Origin of the sequence: Olsenella uli (genome assembly GCF_016900775.1) — a bacterium.
Taxonomy (GTDB): Bacteria; Actinomycetota; Coriobacteriia; order Coriobacteriales; family Atopobiaceae; genus Thermophilibacter; species Thermophilibacter uli_A.
The window spans coordinates 223,162-238,950 of the sequence record NZ_JACJKN010000002.1; the positions used below are offsets into that span (position 1 = coordinate 223,162).

At 66.0% G+C, this 15,789-nt stretch carries 11 protein-coding genes and 1 pseudogene; 11 read left to right on the plus strand and 1 reads right to left on the minus strand.

Annotated features, from left to right (window positions below; genetic code table 11):
- Positions 1 to 18 precede the first annotated feature (18 nt).
- On the plus strand, positions 19 to 972 hold the full coding sequence (locus H6A23_RS02585) for a YitT family protein (RefSeq protein WP_353652996.1): 954 nt from the start codon (positions 19 to 21) through the stop codon (positions 970 to 972).
- Between the two features lie 165 nt (positions 973 to 1,137).
- On the opposite strand, the gene H6A23_RS02590 is transcribed toward H6A23_RS02585, so the two are convergent.
- Positions 1,138 to 1,782: a helix-turn-helix transcriptional regulator gene (locus H6A23_RS02590; RefSeq protein WP_204830637.1), complete on the minus strand. Its 645-nt coding sequence runs from the start codon at positions 1,780 to 1,782 to the stop codon at positions 1,138 to 1,140.
- Positions 1,783 to 2,077: 295 nt separating this feature from the next.
- On the opposite strand from H6A23_RS02590, the gene H6A23_RS02595 reads away from it, so the two are divergent.
- The 10 genes and pseudogenes from H6A23_RS02595 to H6A23_RS02645 all read left to right on the plus strand — a co-directional run bounded on the left by H6A23_RS02595 (position 2,078) and on the right by H6A23_RS02645 (position 15,768).
- On the plus strand, positions 2,078 to 3,478 hold the full coding sequence (locus H6A23_RS02595; RefSeq protein ID WP_204830638.1) for a uracil-xanthine permease family protein: 1,401 nt from the start codon (positions 2,078 to 2,080) through the stop codon (positions 3,476 to 3,478).
- A 71-nt stretch (positions 3,479 to 3,549) separates the two neighbouring features.
- The gene (gene ssnA / locus H6A23_RS02600) at positions 3,550 to 4,893 is read left to right on the plus strand and encodes a putative aminohydrolase SsnA (RefSeq protein WP_204830639.1); all 1,344 of its coding nucleotides are present in this window, start codon (positions 3,550 to 3,552) and stop codon (positions 4,891 to 4,893) included.
- Between the two features lie 57 nt (positions 4,894 to 4,950).
- A complete protein-coding gene (gene ygfK / locus H6A23_RS02605; protein ID WP_204830640.1) occupies positions 4,951 to 7,947 on the plus strand; it encodes a putative selenate reductase subunit YgfK in 2,997 nt (998 codons plus the stop codon).
- A gap of 67 nt (positions 7,948 to 8,014) precedes the next feature.
- Entirely contained in the window at positions 8,015 to 8,227 is a 213-nt protein-coding gene (locus H6A23_RS02610) for a 4Fe-4S binding protein (RefSeq protein WP_087225969.1), read from the plus strand.
- An 11-nt stretch (positions 8,228 to 8,238) separates the two neighbouring features.
- Positions 8,239 to 11,013: a selenium-dependent xanthine dehydrogenase gene (gene xdh, locus H6A23_RS02615; RefSeq protein ID WP_204830641.1), complete on the plus strand. Its 2,775-nt coding sequence runs from the start codon at positions 8,239 to 8,241 to the stop codon at positions 11,011 to 11,013.
- Positions 11,014 to 11,186: 173 nt separating this feature from the next.
- Positions 11,187 to 11,884, plus strand: a pseudogene (locus tag H6A23_RS11635) (Abi family protein).
- Between the two features lie 283 nt (positions 11,885 to 12,167).
- Complete coding sequence (locus H6A23_RS02630; RefSeq protein WP_204830642.1) at positions 12,168 to 13,598, plus strand: alanine/glycine:cation symporter family protein; 1,431 nt, start codon at positions 12,168 to 12,170, stop codon at positions 13,596 to 13,598.
- Between the two features lie 63 nt (positions 13,599 to 13,661).
- Positions 13,662 to 15,062, plus strand: a complete 1,401-nt coding sequence (locus H6A23_RS02635; RefSeq protein ID WP_286165752.1) for a hypothetical protein — start codon at positions 13,662 to 13,664, stop codon at positions 15,060 to 15,062.
- A 139-nt stretch (positions 15,063 to 15,201) separates the two neighbouring features.
- Positions 15,202 to 15,486, plus strand: a complete 285-nt coding sequence (locus H6A23_RS02640) for a type II toxin-antitoxin system RelB/DinJ family antitoxin (protein ID WP_075576144.1) — start codon at positions 15,202 to 15,204, stop codon at positions 15,484 to 15,486.
- A 3-nt stretch (positions 15,487 to 15,489) separates the two neighbouring features.
- Entirely contained in the window at positions 15,490 to 15,768 is a 279-nt protein-coding gene (locus tag H6A23_RS02645) for a type II toxin-antitoxin system YafQ family toxin (RefSeq protein ID WP_204830643.1), read from the plus strand.
- The last annotated feature ends 21 nt before the right edge of the window (positions 15,769 to 15,789 follow it).

The following is a 15,789-nucleotide window of genomic DNA, read 5'->3' on the forward strand; positions in this document are numbered from 1 at the left end:
GTGCGAGGGGAGCCAGCGGTGGGCGAGAAGGACGGGCAGGTCGCGGAGGGTGTCGAGCCGGTCGCGGAGGAGATGACGCCCGACGAGGCGCGTCGGGCGGAGAAGCTCTCGCGCCGGCGCATGGCCTACAGCTTCCCGCAGTTCTTCGCCCTGCTCAACGTGGGCCTCATCCTTACGGCGGTCGCGCTCGTGCTCTTCAAGACGCCCAACCACCTGGCCTTCGGCGGCACCACGGGCTTTGCGATCCTGCTCAACACGGCACTGCCAGTGCTTCCCGTCTCTGCGTACATGTGGATCCTGAACGCCGTGCTCGTTCTTCTCGGCCTGGTCTTTCTGGAGCGCAAGGCGGTGCTGTGGAGCGCGTTCGCGTCCTTCGCGCTTTCGGGCTATACGTCGCTCTTTGAGTGGCTGTTCCCGGTGACGGCCTCCATCACCGGCGACCTCTGGCTTGATGTCTGCTTTGCGGTGCTGCTGCCGGCCGTGGGCTCGGCGCTGGTCTTTGACATCGGCGCGTCCACCGGCGGCACGGACATCCTGGCCATGATTCTGCGCAAGCGCACGGACCTGGAGATCGGCAAGGCGCTCTTTGCCGTGGACGTGGCCGTGGTCGTGGCGGCGATCGGACTCTACGGGCCGCGCGTGGGCCTCTACTGCGTGCTCGCGCTCATCGGCAAGACCTTCGTGGTGGACGGCTTCATCGAGTCGATCCGCCAGCGCAAAGTCTGCCAGGTCATCTGCGACCATCCGCGCGACGTGGAGGAGTTCATCGTCAAGAAGCTGGGCCGCACCGCCACGGTGACCTTTGGCTGGGGCGCGTACTCCGGCAAGCGCCAGACGATTCTCACCAGCGTGCTCTCGCGCCGTGAGGCCATGCGGCTGCGGCTCTTTGTGCGCGCGCAGGACCCGAGCGCCTTCATCACGATCGTGAGCAGCTCCGAGATCATCGGTCGCGGTTTCCGTGGCGTGAACTAGCGCGCCCGCGGCCGCTCGCTAAACCCCTCTTTTGGAGGTTTGGGTTCACTTTCTTGAGCGCGCAAGCTACAGGAAAATCCGCCAAGCTTGTGAGCTGCGGTTTCTCCTGGAGTGTTCGCGCGCGGACAAAAACGACGAACCCAAACCGCGAGGGGGGAGGGGTCGCTACTCCGTGGCGCGGGCCTCGCCGAGGTAGTTGTACAGCGTGTACTTGGAGATCCCGAAGTACTTGCAGACCTTGGGGCCGCTCTTGGTGATGAGGAACGCGCCGGTGTCGTTGAGGTAGCGGATCGCGCGGACCTTCTCCTCCTTGGTCATGAGCGCCACGGGCGTGCCCACGAGCTGGACGCTCTGCTCGATGAGGTCGTCCAGCAGGTCCGCCACGCTGCGCACGATCGGCTCCGGCTCGCGCGGGGCGTCCGGCTCGGTGCCCACGAGCCCGCCGATCACGTCGACGGCGGCGCGCAGGACCGTGATGTCGTAGTTGACGGCGAAGATGCCCACGGTGCGGCCGGCGTCGTTGCGGATGAAGACCGTCGAGGACTTGAGGATCTTGCCGTCGGCGGTCTTGGTGAGGTAGGCCAGGCGGTCCTCCAGGCGCTCGGTGCCGGCATGCAGCGCCTCCAGCACCACGTGGCTCGGCCCGTCGCCGAGCTTGCGGCCGGTGACGTGGCCGTTCTCAATCGCGACGATCGAGTGGCTGGGGTCGGTCGTCTCGAGGTCATGGACGACGACCTCGCACCCGCTGCCAAACTGCAGCGCGAGCGCGTGGGCGAGTCGCTTGTAGAAGTCGAGCTGTGTCTCGGTCATGTCGTTCTCCTCGCATTGTGTGAACGAGAGAGATGGTACCCGAAAAGGGAAGCCAGCCAAACTTTTTGTTTGGTCCCGTCCGCGCCCGAGAGGGTCGGTGAGGCCGAGAAGAACGTCCTGACGTCGCGTTATATCACGCCGTGGACAACGAAAACTTTTTGAAGTCCCGCCCGCGCCCGACCGCTCACGCCCCGCAACCTACCGTCTAACAGATTTTCATCGAAGCAGACAATTTGTTAGCACGCCCCGCGCAATACTATCGAAACATAGTCGGAGCATCGTGGAGAGGACGATTATGGCGAAGACGCAAGCGGTGGAGGAGAAGGGGTCCTCCGCGGTTCTGTTCCAGCGCGAGGGGATGCCGCCCATCGGCGAGATGCTGCCCTGCGCCCTCCAGCATGTGCTGGCGTCCTTCGCCGGCATCATTACGCCCGCGATCCTCATCGCGGCCACGTTCAACTTCACTGCCCAGGAGAAGACCGACATCATCCAGGTCGCGCTGATCCTTTCCGCCATCGACACGGCGCTGCAGGCCTTCGCGCCGTTCCGTCGCATCGGCGGCAACCTGCCGATCGTCATGGGCGTCTCGTTTGCGTTCCTGCCCGCGCTCCAGGCCATGGGCGCCACGTTCTCCTTCGGCGCGCTTCTGGGCGGGGAGATCGTGGGCGGCATTGCGGCCATCCTCTTTGGCATCTTCTACGGCAAGCTCAAGGGCTTCTTCCCGCCGGTGGTCACCGGCACGGTGATCTTCACCATCGGCGTCTCGCTCTATCCCACGGCCATCAAATACATGGCCGGCGGCGAGGGCACCCCGCTCTGGGGCACCCCGCAGGCGTGGTGCGTGGCCCTGGTCACGTTCGCCGTGGTCTTTGGCCTCAACAACTTCGCCAAGGGCACGCTCAAGCTGGGCAGCGTCTTCTTTGGCATGATCGCTGGCATCATCGTGTCCGCGCCCTTCGGCATGCTGGACTTCTCCGCCGTGGGCACGGCCGGCGTCTTTGCGTTCCCCAAGATCATGCCCTATGCCATCGAGTTCCACCCCGAGGTCTGCATCACGCTCGCCGTGGTCTACCCGATGGTCGCCATCCAGGTCATCGGTGACGTCTCCGCCGCCTGCCTGGGCTCCATGGACCGCATGCCCACCGAGCGCGAGCTCTCCGGCGCCATCGTCTCCCAGGGCGCCACGTCGCTCGTCTCCGCCTGCATCGGCGGCCTGCCCACCTCCGCGCTGGGCCAGAACGTGGGCATCATCTGCTCCAACAAGGTCGTCAACAAGTGGGTCTTCGTGACCGTGGCGGCGGTCTTTGCCGCGGCGGGCCTGCTGCCGCAGCTCTCGGCGCTGCTCACGGCCATCCCGCAGCCGGTCATCGGCGGCGCCACGGTGGGCGTCTTCGGCACCATCACCATGAACGGCGTCCGCATGTTCACCAAGGACGGCCTCACCCCGCGCACCACCACGATCGTGGGCACCTCCGTGGTCTTTGGCCTGGGCATCTGGATGGCCTCGGGCTGCCTCGCCGGCGAGGGCATGCCCAGCTGGGTCACCACCGTCATCGGCTCCAACGCCATCACCCCGGCCGCCCTCATGGCCATCATCCTGAACCTCATCCTGCCCGTTGACCCGCCGCACGAGATTCGCACGGCGGCCACCAAGGAGCAGGCCGTCGCCAAGGTCATGCCCGCCAGCAAGGAGTAGCGGGCCCCGGGCCATCCCGCAGAAAGAGGGGCGAGAAGACCGGTCTTCTCGCCGGACAGATAGGAGACGTCATGCTGCTCGTCACCAACGGTCGCGTCATCACGCGCGACGCCGACAACGCTTACCTCGAGAACGGCGCCGTTGCCATCGATGGCGAGAAGATCGCCGAGGTCGGGCCCGCCGCGGCGCTGGCCCAGAAGTACCCGGACGCCGAGGTCGTGGACGCCCACGGCGGCGTGATCATGCCGGGCCTGGTGAACTGCCACACCCACATCTACTCGGGGCTTGCCCGCGGCCTCTCCATCAAGGGCTGCAACCCGCACAACTTCCTGGAGAACCTCGAGCAGCAGTGGTGGAAGATCGACGACAACCTCACGCTCGACGGCACGCGCGCGAGCGCCTACGCCACCGTGCTGGACAGTCTGCGCGACGGCGTGACCACGATCTTCGACCACCACGCGAGCTTCTGCGAGATCCCGGGCTCCCTCTTTGCGATCAAGGACGTCTGCGAGGAGACGGGCATCCGCGCGTGCCTGTGCTACGAGACCTCCGACCGCCGCGGCGACGAGAAGCGCGACCAGGCGATCGCCGAGAACGCCGAGTTCGCGCAGTGGGCCGCCAAGCAGGACTCCGGCATGATCGCCGCGATGTTCGGCGGGCACGCCACCTTCACGCTCTCCGACGAGACGATGGACAAGATGGCCGAGGCCAACAATGGCCTCACCGGCTTCCACATCCACGTCTGCGAGGGCATGAACGACGTCTGGGACAGCCGGCGGAACCGCGGCGGCATCTCGCCGATCGAGCGCCTGCTACAGCACGACCTCCTGGGCCCGCGCACGATGCTCGGCCACTGCATCCACGTCACGCCCGCCGAGATGGACATCATCAAGGAGACCGGCACCCACATCGTCAACAACCCCGAGTCCAACATGGGCAACGCCGTGGGCTGCGCGCCGGTGCTCGAGTTCTTCCGCCGCGGCATTCCCGTGCACATGGGTACCGACGCCTACACGCACGACATGCTCGAGAGCCTCAAGGTCTTCCTCATCATCCAGCGCCACAACGCCGCCATGCCCAACGTGGGCTGGGTCGAGGCCATGACGATGCTCTTCCAGAACAACCCCGCCATGGCGAGCGCCTACTTCGGGCGCGAGGTCGGCGTCCTGGCGCCCGGTGCCGCGGCCGACGTCATCGTGATGGACTACCCGGTCTTCACGCCCTTCTCGGACGAGAACATCGACGGCCACATGCTCTTCGGCATGATGGGCAAGAACTGCCGCACCACGATCGTCAACGGCAAGGTGCTCTACAAGGACCGCGAGTTCGTGGCCTTCGACGAGGAGCGCATCAACGCCTGGACCCTCGAGCAGTCCAAGAAGCTCTGGGGCACGCTGAACGAGCGCACGTACTAGACCGAACTGAGGTCGGCGAGCGGGAGAGGGTCCGCGCGCCGCAGGAGAGGAGCAGCAATGAGCGACGTCATGAGGCCGATCCCGTTCGCGCAGGTCATGGACTGGGTCCTGACCGAGCACGAGACACAAGGCGCCATCTTCGGCGTGCGCAAGGCCTACGTCCACGAGGGCGGTGCCGAGCCGATCTTTGCCGAGAAGATCGAGACCCCCTTTGGCCCGGCCGCCGGCCCCAACACCCAGCTCGCGCAGAACATCATCGCCTCCTACGTGGCGGGCTCGCGCTTCTTTGAGCTCAAGACCGTCCAGGTCATGGACGGCGAGGAGCTCTCCGCCTGCGTGAACAAGCCCTGCATCGTGGCCGAGGACGAGTGCTACAACTGCGAGTGGTCCACCGAGCTCACCGTGCCCGACGCCTTCGCCGAGTACGTCAAGGCCTGGTGGGCCTGCAAGCTCTTCGCCCGCGAGTACGGCCTGGGAGACCCGGACGGCTTTGTCTTCAACATGTCCGTGGGCTACAGCCTCGAGGGCATCAAGTCCGAGAAGGTCGACCGCTACATCGAGGGCATGAAGGACGCGTCCGGCACCGCCGTCTGGGCCGAGTGCCGCGACTGGGCCCTCGCCAACCTCGACCGCTTCCAGAACGTGGACGCAGACTTCGTCAACTCGGTCTCCCCGCAGGTCTCCAACTCCGTCACCGAGTCCACGCTCCACGGCTGCCCGCCCGACGAGATCGAGCGCATCGCCACCTATCTCATCACCGAGAAGGGCGTGAACACCTACATCAAGTGCAACCCGACGCTTTTGGGCTACGACTTCGCGCGCGAGCGCCTGAACGAGCTCGGCTTTGACTACATCGTCTTCGACGACACGCACTTCCGCGAGGACCTGCAGTGGATCGACGCCGTGCCCATGTTCGAGCGCCTGATCGAGCTCTGCGACGAGAAGGGCCTCGCCTTTGGCGTCAAGCTCACCAACACGTTCCCGGTTGACGTGACCCGCGGCGAGCTGCCGAGCGAGGAGATGTACATGTCCGGTCGCTCGCTCTTCCCGCTCACGATCGAGCTCGCGCGCCGCATCGCCCGCCAGTTTGACGGCCGCCTGCGCATCTCCTACTCCGGCGGCGCCGACGCCCGCAACATCCGCGAGCTCTACGCGGCCGGCATCTGGCCGATCACCATGGCCACCAACGTCCTCAAGCCCGGCGGCTACGAGCGCTTCTCCCAGATCGCCGGTCTTCTCGCCGGCGCCGAGCGCCTGGACTACGTGGACGTTGATGCCGTGACCGCGCTGGCCTCCCGCACCGCCTCCGGCAAGGACTACCAGAAGCCCATCAAGCCGGCCAAGCCTCACAAGGTCGACGCCGAGCTCCCGCTCATGAGCTGCTTCACCGCGCCGTGCCGCACCGGCTGCCCCATCCAGCAGGACATCCCTGCCTACCTCTCCCGCGTGGACGAGGGCAAGCTCGCCGAGGCGCTCCAGATCGTCATCGAGCGCAACGCCCTGCCGCACATCACCGGCAACCTCTGCCCGCACCCCTGCGGCGCCAAGTGCGAGCGCAGCTTCTACGAGCCCGAGGGCGCGCGCATCCGCGAGTCCAAGCTTGCGGCTGCCCGCGGCGGGTTCGACGAGGTCGTGAAGAAGCTCCGCGCCGCTGGTCCTTCTCGCCTCGCCTCTGCGGCCGATAAGAACGTGGCGGTCGTGGGCGGCGGCCCGGCGGGTCTCGCCACCGCGTTCTTCCTCACGCGCGCCGGTGCCAAGGTCACCATCATCGAGCGCACCGACAAGCTCGGCGGCGTGGCGCGCCACGTCATCCCCGAGTTCCGCATCTCCCACGACGACATCGACAAGGACGTGGCGCTCTGCCTCGCCTTTGGCGCGCAGGTCCAGATGGGCCGCGAGGTCACGAGCGTGGCCGAGCTCTTCGACGATGGCTTCACGGACGTCGTGGTCGCCACGGGCGCGTGGGCGCCGGGCAAGGTGGGCCTCAAGGCCGGTGAGGAGATCGACGTCCTGGAGTTCCTCGAGGCCGCCAAGTCCGGCGAGCCCATGGACCTGGGCACCGACGTCGTGATCGTGGGCGCCGGCAACACCGCCATGGACGCCGCCCGCGTGGCCAAGCGCGCCGAGGGCGTGCGCAACGTGCGCATCGTCTACCGCCGCACCAAGAGGGAGATGCCGGCGGACGAGGAGGAGCTGCAGCTTGCCCTGGAGGAGGGTGTGGAGCTCTGCGAGCTTCTCGCCCCGATCGGCGTGGCAGGCGGCCAGCTGGCCTGCGAGGTCATGCGCCTCGGCGAGCCGGACGAGTCTGGCCGTCGCCGTCCCGAGCCCACGGGCGACACCGTGGACGTTCCGGCCACGGCCGTGATCTGCGCCGTGGGCGAGCAGATCGAGCGTGGGCTCTACGAGGGCGCGGGGGTCGAGGTTGACCGCCGCGGCCGCCCGGCTGGCACCGCTACCGGCGTGGACCACGTCTGGGCCGCTGGCGACTGCCGCCGCGGTCCGGCCACCTTCGTGGAGGCCATCGCCGACGCGCAGGCCGTTGCCCGCGACCTGGCCGGCGTGGACTTCAACGCCTACGCCGCCCAGAACGTCCGCGCCGACAAGCTCGACGCCATCATGGTGCGCAAGGGTGACGTCTGCCTCGACGTTGCCGGCTGCACGACGAGCCGCTGCCTGGGCTGCGCCACCGTCTGCGAGGTCTGCTGCGACGTCTGCCCCAACCGCGCGAACGTTGCCATCAAGGTGCCGGGCCTCGCGCAGCAGCAGGTCGTCCACGTGGACGGCATGTGCAACGAGTGCGGCAACTGCGCCGTCTTCTGCCCGTGGAGCGGCCGCCCGTACAAGGACAAGCTCACGCTCTTCTGGAGCGCGGAGGACATGGACGCGAGCGAGAACCGCGGCTTCCTCCCGCTGCCCGACGGACGCGTCCGCGTGCGCCTGGCGTCCGGCGAGGACACCTACGACGTGAGCGACGCCGCCTGCGGCCTGCCCGAGGACGTGCGCCTCACCATTGCCGCGGTCCGCGACGACTACGCCTACCTGCTGGCCAAGTAGCTTTCGTGCGACCCGCGGGCCGAGGTCCTTCTCGCCCGCGGGTCTCGTACGCAAGGAGGGGAGAGACATGGACGACGAGCTCAAGCGCATCTGGGTCGCCGACGAGGGCTGCATAGGCTGCCGCCTCTGCGAGCGCGCGTGCCCCACCGGCGCCATGCGCGTGGAGGACAAGCAGGCGGCAATCGACTACGCGCTCTGCATCGCGTGCGGCATGTGCGCCACCAAGTGCCGCAAGGGCGTCATCCACGACACGCTGGGCATCTACGCCCCGGCCCAGTAGGGGAGGAGACCATGGCAGCTGGAACCGCCGTCAAGGCACCCGCCGAGTACCGCTTCACCGTCAACGGCGAGGAGCAGGTCGTCGCTTGTGACAAACCGCTCCTTCGCTACCTGCGCGACGAGCTTCATCTCACCTCCGTCAAGGACGGCTGCTCCGAGGGCGCGTGCGGCACCTGCACCGTGCTCGTGGACGACCGCGCCACCAAGGCGTGCGTCCTCACCACGCGCCTGGCCAACGGACGAGACATCGTGACCGTGGAGGGCCTGCCCCACGAGGAGCAGGAGGCCTTCGTCTACGCCTTCGGTGCCGTGGGTGCCGTCCAGTGCGGATTTTGCATCCCCGGCATGGTCATGGCGGGCGCAGCCCTCATCCACAAGGTGCCCGACCCCACCGAGGATCAGGTCAAAGTGGCCATCCGCGGCAACGTCTGCCGCTGCACCGGTTACAAGAAGATCATCGAGGGCATCCTGCTCGCCGCCGCCATCCTGCGGGGCGAGAAGAGCATCGACCCCGAGCTCGAGCGCGGCGACGACTACGGCGTGGGCAAGCGCGCCTTCCGCGTTGACGTGCGCCGCAAGGTCCTGGGCTTTGGCAAGTACCCCGACGACATCGACGAGCGCGACTTCCCCGACCTCACCTACGCCAGCGCCGTGCGCTCCAAGTACCCGCGCGCCCGCGTGGTCAAGATCGACGCCGAGAAGGCCCGCGCCATGCCGGGCGTCCTTGCCGTGCTCACGGCCGCCGACGTGCCCGTGAACGCGGTCGGTCACCTGCTCTACGACTGGGACGTCATGACGGCCGAGGGCGACGTCACCCACTGCGTGGGCGACGCGATTGCCCTGGTGGTGGCCGAGGACGCCGCCACGCTCGAGAAGGCCAAGAAGGCCGTCAAGGTGGAGTACGAGGTCCTCGAGCCCGTCCGCTCCATCGAGGAGGCCCGCGCCGAGGGCGCGCCCGTGCTCCACAAGCCCTACCTCGCCTTTGGCAACTGGGTCACGCCCGAGAACAACATCTGCCAGCAGCGCCACGTGGTTCGCGGTGACGCTGCCGCGGCGCTCGCGAGCGCCGCGCACAAGGTGACGCGCACCTTCAAGACCCCGTTCACCGAGCACGCGTTCCTCGAGCCGGAGTGCGCCGTGGCCTTCCCGTACAAGGACGGCGTGAAGGTCTGCTCGTCCGACCAGGGCGCCTACGACTCCCGCAAGGAGATCGCCCACATGCTGGGCTGGGACGCCACGCCGGAGCGCGTGGTCGTGGAGACCATGCTCGTGGGCGGCGGCTTTGGCGGCAAGGAGGACGTCTCCGTGCAGCACCTGGCCGCGCTCGCCGCGCTCGCGGTGAACCGCCCCGTCAAGGTGCGCCTCACGCGCCAGGAGTCCATCAACTTCCACCCCAAGCGCCACTACATGGAGGGCACGTTCACCCTCGGGTGCGACGAGGACGGCACCTTCGTGGGCCTGGACTGCGAGATCAACTTCGACACCGGCGCCTACGCGTCGCTCTGCGGCCCGGTCCTCGAGCGCGCCTGCACGCACTCCGTGGGCCCGTACTGCTACCAGAACACCGATATCCGCGGCTATGGCTGGTACACCAACAACCCGCCCGCCGGCGCGTTCCGCGGCTTCGGCGTGTGCCAGAGCGAGTTTGCGCTCGAGAGCCTGATCGACCTTCTCGCCGACGAGGTGGGCATCTCCCCGTGGGAGATCCGGTACCGCAATGCCATCGAGCCTGGCAAGGTCCTGCCCAACGGCCAGATCGCCGACCGCTCCACCGCCCTCAAGGAGACGCTGCTCGCGGTCAAGGACGTCTACGAGGCGCACCCCGGCCACGCCGGCCTTGCCTGCGCGATGAAGAACGCGGGCGTGGGCGTGGGCCTGCCCGACGCCGGCCGCTGCAAGATCCGCGTGGAGGACGGCCGCGCCGTGGTCTACTCCGCCACCTCCGACATCGGCCAGGGCTGCAACACGGTCTTCCTGCAGGACGTGGCCGAGGCCACCGGACTGCCGCTCGCCAACATCGTGAACGGCGAGTGCTCCACCGAGAACGCGCCCGACTCCGGCACCACCTCGGGATCGCGCCAGACGCTCATCACCGGCGAGGCCGTGCGCGGCGCGGCGTTCCTGCTGCGCGACGCCATGCTCGCGGTGGAGGAGGGGACCGAGACCTCCAACGAGCCCGTGGTCGCCCACGGCGACGGCTTTGTGGTGGAGTATGCCGACGGTACACCCTACGTGGGCCCGGGCGCCGGCTACCACGCGCAGGACCCGGTGGCCGCGCTGGCCGCCCTCGAGGGCCGCGAGTTCTCCTACGAGTACCTCGAGAAGACCGACAAGCTCGGCGCAGACGTGCCCAACCCCAAGAGCCACGTGGCCTACGGCTACGCCACGCACGTGGTGATCCTGGACGACGACGGCCGCGTGACCGAGGTCCACGCCGCGCACGACTCCGGCAAGGTGGTGAACCCCATCGCCATCCAGGGCCAGATTGAGGGCGGCGTGCTCATGGGCATGGGCTACGCGCTCACTGAGCGCTTCGACCTGGAGGACTGCGTCCCGCAGGTGAAGTTTGGCACGCTGGGCCTCTTCCGCGCGCCGGACATCCCCTACATCAACGCGATCTACGTCGAGAAGGACGAGCTCCTCGACGTGGGCTACGGCGCCAAGGGCATCGGCGAGATCGCCACGATTCCCACCGCGCCCGCGGTCCAGAACGCCTACCGCGCCCTCACCGGTGAGCTCCAGACCGAGCTCCCGCTGCGCCACACGTACTACGCGCGCGAGAAGTAGCTCCGCTTCCTCGCACATCCCTTGCAGAGGGCCCGCCGGTTTGCCATGCCCGGCGGGCCCTCGTTCTTCTCGGCGCGCGTATAGGTTCTCTTGAGCTGTGGTAAGATGTAATCAGTAAACCCGTCTGGCCTCTCAACGATGCACACTGGCGGGTCTTCTTTTATCTCGATGCCATTGAGCGCATTGAGGTTTATTTTCGCACGCAACTCGCGTATGAACTTGCCGGGGCAACAGGGCCGTTTGGCTTTCTGGATTCCAAGAACCTTCCTCGTCTAACGAAGGAGGATTACGAGGAGTTTCTTGAGCGATGTGAGAGCGAGTTCGAACGATCGAGCCTTTTGCCGTTCACTTCAGAGAGCAGTACGGCGATGTTCACAGCCTCCCTCCGTATTGGATTCTCGTGAATATAATGGACTTTGGCACGATGCTTCGTCTCTATAACGGGGCCTCACCGGCAATCAGAAACAAGCTGTCCGGTGATTTGGGCGTCTCGTCTCGGGTTCTAAAGTCCTGGCTTGTTGCCATCAACACCGTGCGAAACATCTGTGCACATCATGGCCGCCTATGGAACAGGGGCATTGGTACCAGGCCGATTATTCCTGCAGCGGAGAAGGACCCTGAGTGGCACGAGCCGTTCAAGGTACGGTCGGACAACATGTTTGGCATTCTGACCATATTGAGCTACCTGCTCGATAGGATTGCTCCGGAGACTTCCTGGCGTGAGAGGCTCTTCAGGCTATTGAAGAATCTGAATGACGATGAGCTGAGACGCATGGGGTTCGTTGAGGGATGGCATGAATGCCCGATTTGGAAGCGTCATTTGGCAAACCTTGACCAGGAGTTTGTGCAAATCTCGGGTGTTCTGCAGTGACCAACTGGGAAGACGTCTCAGAACCTCCGTCTTTTGCTCGACCGCTTGCTTGTTATTACCGCCAAATCTTTACCGCCAGTGGCGGTAAAACGCCTATCGGCGCGGAGGCCAAGATTATTCAGCCGAGAATTATTCTGCGGAGAATAATCTTGCGGCCGAGAAGAACGCGGCGCTTCTAGCGCAGCCCATCAATCAACGCTCCCGTCACGCTACGGAAACACAGGTAGGGCAAAGTTACCCTTTGTGTAGCTGAAACTGCCCGCGCCCCGTCGAGAGGCCCTCCATGTTTGACTTCTTCATGTCCGCCATCACCGCCCTGAACGACAACGTGCTGTGGGGCGTCCCCATGGTCGTGCTGATGCTCGGGACCGGCGTGTTTTTGCTCTTCGTCACCCGCGGCGTCGTGTTCTCGCGCTTCAACGTGGTCATGCGCTACACCACCAAAACGCTCTTCCAGCGCCCCGACCCGTCGGAGGCGGGGGAGGGCACCATCTCGCCCTTCCAGGCGGTGTGCACCGCGCTTGCGGCCACGCTCGGCACCGGCAACATCGTGGGCGTGGCGCTCGCCGTGGCCACGGGCGGCCCGGGCTCGATCTTCTGGCTGTGGCTCTCCGCACTGGCCGGCATGGTCATCAAGTTCTGCGAGGTCACGCTCTCGGTTGCCTACCGCACGCGCAACGAGCGCGGCGAGATCGTGGGCGGCCCCATGTACTACATCTCCCGCGGCCTGGGAAAAACCTGGCTCGCCATGCTGTTTGCCGCCTTCGGCTTCCTTGCGTCCTTCGGCATCGGCGCGAGCGTGCAGGCCAACTCGCTCGCCGGCAGCGTGAACGCCACCTTCGGCGTGCCGCTGCCCGTCATCGGCGCCGTCGTGGCGCTGCTCGCGGGGCTGGTCCTCATCGGCGGCATCACCCGCATCGCCCAGATCACTGAGAAGCTCGTGCCCTTCGCGGCCATCTTCTACCTGCTCGGCGCCGCGGCGGTGCTCGTCGTCAACGCCGCCGAGATCCCCGCGGCGATCGCCCATATCTTCCGCGACGCCTTCACGGGTACGGCTGCCACGGGCGGCTTTTTGGGCGCCACGGTCATGTACGCGTGCCGTGTGGGCATGTCGCGCGGTGTGTTCACACACGAGGCGGGCATGGGTTCGGCGCCCATCGCGCACGCCTCCGCCGACACCGACCACCCCGCCCGCCAGGGCCTGTGGGGCACCTTCGAGGTGTTCTTCGACACCATCGTCATGTGCACGATCACGGGCCTCGTGATTATCACCTCGGGGCTGTGGCACGCCGACCCCATGATGTCCGAGGGCGCCATGAGCTCGGCGGCCTTTGGGCAGAGCATCCCCGGCGGCCAGTACATCGTGACCGTGGGCCTCATGCTCTTCGCGTTTGCCACGCTGATCGCGTGGTACTACTACGGAGAGAAGTGCGTCGAGTACCTGTTCCGCAAGAGCCGCGCCCAGCGTGTGGCCGTGCGCGTCTACCAGGTTGCCTACGTGGCCATGGTGTTCGCGGGCTGCGTGACCAACCTCGACGTTGTGTGGGAGTTCGCCGACTGCTTCAACGGCCTCATGGCGATCCCCAACCTCATCGCGCTGATCGCGCTCTCGCCCGTGATCCGCCGGCTCGCTGCGGACTTCTTCCGCGACCCCGACCGCCGTCGCCCGCGCGACACGGACTACAGCGGGATGCTGTCGTTCAGGGACAAGTAGCGGGCTCCTGGCGTTCGTTCTGCGACAATGGAGCCACAATCCCCCTCGCGCGGGAGGTTCCCCATGACGTATGCCACCGCTCCGATTTTGCACCGCAGGCTCGCCCCGCTCGTTCTTCTCGCCATAGTGACCGTTCTTGTCCTCGGGAGTTGCGGCAACCTGGGGGAGTTCGACGAGAGGGATGTCGCCAGGCAGGCGGAGCAGTATTACGCCGAGAAGTACGGTGACAACGCCCACGTGGTCGACGTCTGGGAGGACCGGTCGTACGCCCTGTTTGGCTACCAGTCGTCCGGTCGGGCGTTCTGCACCATGAGCGACGGTCAGACGGTGCTCGTGGACTTTGAGGACGGCGTCGTTGGCGACAACCGGCAGCAGGACGAGGTCACGGCAGCCTACGAGCAGCGCTTCCGCGAGGAGCTCGAGGGTTGCTGCGAGCGCCTGGGGGACGCGGGCTGCGACGTTGCATCCGTGACTGTGAACGGCGTCCCGCTTGAGGAGGACGGCTTCTTTGAGGGGTGCATCTCGACGTACTACTGGCCGGAGGATCAAGCTGGCGAGAAGAACGGCGAGGTCGAGACGACCGTGGAGCAGAGCGCCTCGTTCTTCTACGCGCGCTACACGGGCGACGACAGCTTCTTCGAGCAAGAGGCCTCGCGCGTCAGCCTGGGTGTGCCGTACGTTGAGATTGAGCTCTCCGGTGCGGACGCGGACTACGCGGACGGCTTCCCGACGGACGTTCCCGAGACGCCCGCGTGGGTGGCGCCCATCGAGGGGGCGTGCCGCGCGCTGCTTCCTCTGACGGATGGGGACGCGGAGACGCGGGTGGTTGTCTACCAGGCCGGGTGTCGCGATGGGGTGCCCGAAGACACCGACGCCGCCGTTCTCAGCGACGCGGAGAACGGCAAGCTCGGCGAGCTCAGTCCCTTTGACGATAGTGATACGGGTGCCGATGACATTGGCAGCTGGCTCATCGTGGAGTGGTTCCCCGTGGGCAAGGGCGTTTACGTCACCTCCGACGAGTGCGGCGTGCGTCTGCGCACGGGTGATGTGGAGCTGGAGACCGTGGAGAGTCCCGTCTCGCTGGAGGAACTCCAGGAGAGTGGGAGCCTCGAGCGCTTTGACGAGCGCGAGTTCGCACCGGCGGCCTTTGAGGCCTATAGCCTGGCGGTGGCCCCGGACCTCTTTGCGCGTTTGCCGGAAAGCGTGCGGGACAAAGGTTGGTTTAACATCAGGTTGGCGTATGACAACCAGGACCCGCAGACGGGCCTTGCGGAGCTGGGCGTCACGCCGGGCGGCCTTGCGCCCACGCTCTATCGGGTCGAGAAGAACCCCGCCGCCGAGGACGTCGACAGCGCTCCTCCCTACGAGGTGATCGCGATGCGGACGGAGACGCTGGCGAACGGCTTTCAGTACAGCGAGCCTGAGCTGTTTGCTGACGCGCCCACGCTTCTCGTGCGAATGTAGGTGCTGGGTCTGGGCGAGGCGCTTCCCGCTGGCAACCGTACTGGCTGTACTCACGGATGACTAAACATATGAGAATTGGGCGCATCATTCATGGGTATACAATATACGACAAAGTAGGACGTTGTAGTAAGGAGTAGCCATGGCCACCGCAGCTGCGACCGAGTCCATCTCTGCGAAGCTTCGCAAGGACGAGAAGGACCGCTTCTCCATGATCTGCGATGAGATCGGCACCTCTCCGAGCAATGCAATCCGTATGTTCGTGTCTGCGTTCAACCGTCGAGGAGGCTTCCCGTTTGATCCGTCTAATCCGTACGGGTTCAGCCAGGAGACGCTTGCTGCGATGGATGATGCTGTGACGGGCAGGAACCTCTCAGGTCCCTATCACACCGTCAAGGAGGCAATGGCCGCGCTCGACGAGGAGTAGGCCATGTTGGAGCTGAGGTTCACTGCCAAGTTCAAGAAGGACTACAAGCGCGTGAAGAGGCAGGGCAAGGACCTTTCGAAGCTCGAGCGGACCCTTGAGACGCTTGTTCGGGGAGAGGCGCTTCCCGATGCGATGCGCGACCATTCGCTCGGTGGGACATATCGCGGTCATCGCGAGTGCCACATCGAGCCTGACTGGCTGCTCATCTATCGCGTGGACGAGGAGGGGCTTGTGCTCGTTGCTACGAGGACGGGAAGCCATAGCGAGTTGTTGAGGTTGTAGCGACGCCAGAATGTCACGGAG

What these genes read in the sequence shown, in the direction of transcription:
- H6A23_RS02645 (WP_204830643.1), top strand. Translation starts at nt 15,490, where the DNA reads ATGTTGGAGCTGAGGTTCACTGCCAAGTTCAAGAAGGACTACAAGCGC.
- H6A23_RS02640 (WP_075576144.1), top strand. Translation starts at nt 15,202, where the DNA reads ATGGCCACCGCAGCTGCGACCGAGTCCATCTCTGCGAAGCTTCGCAAG.
- ssnA (WP_204830639.1), top strand. Translation starts at nt 3,550, where the DNA reads ATGCTGCTCGTCACCAACGGTCGCGTCATCACGCGCGACGCCGACAAC.
- H6A23_RS02635 (WP_286165752.1), top strand. Translation starts at nt 13,662, where the DNA reads ATGACGTATGCCACCGCTCCGATTTTGCACCGCAGGCTCGCCCCGCTC.
- H6A23_RS02610 (WP_087225969.1), top strand. Translation starts at nt 8,015, where the DNA reads ATGGACGACGAGCTCAAGCGCATCTGGGTCGCCGACGAGGGCTGCATA.
- H6A23_RS02630 (WP_204830642.1), top strand. Translation starts at nt 12,168, where the DNA reads ATGTTTGACTTCTTCATGTCCGCCATCACCGCCCTGAACGACAACGTG.
- xdh (WP_204830641.1), top strand. Translation starts at nt 8,239, where the DNA reads ATGGCAGCTGGAACCGCCGTCAAGGCACCCGCCGAGTACCGCTTCACC.
- ygfK (WP_204830640.1), top strand. Translation starts at nt 4,951, where the DNA reads ATGAGCGACGTCATGAGGCCGATCCCGTTCGCGCAGGTCATGGACTGG.
- H6A23_RS02590 (WP_204830637.1), bottom strand. Translation starts at nt 1,782, where the DNA reads ATGACCGAGACACAGCTCGACTTCTACAAGCGACTCGCCCACGCGCTC.
- H6A23_RS02595 (WP_204830638.1), top strand. Translation starts at nt 2,078, where the DNA reads ATGGCGAAGACGCAAGCGGTGGAGGAGAAGGGGTCCTCCGCGGTTCTG.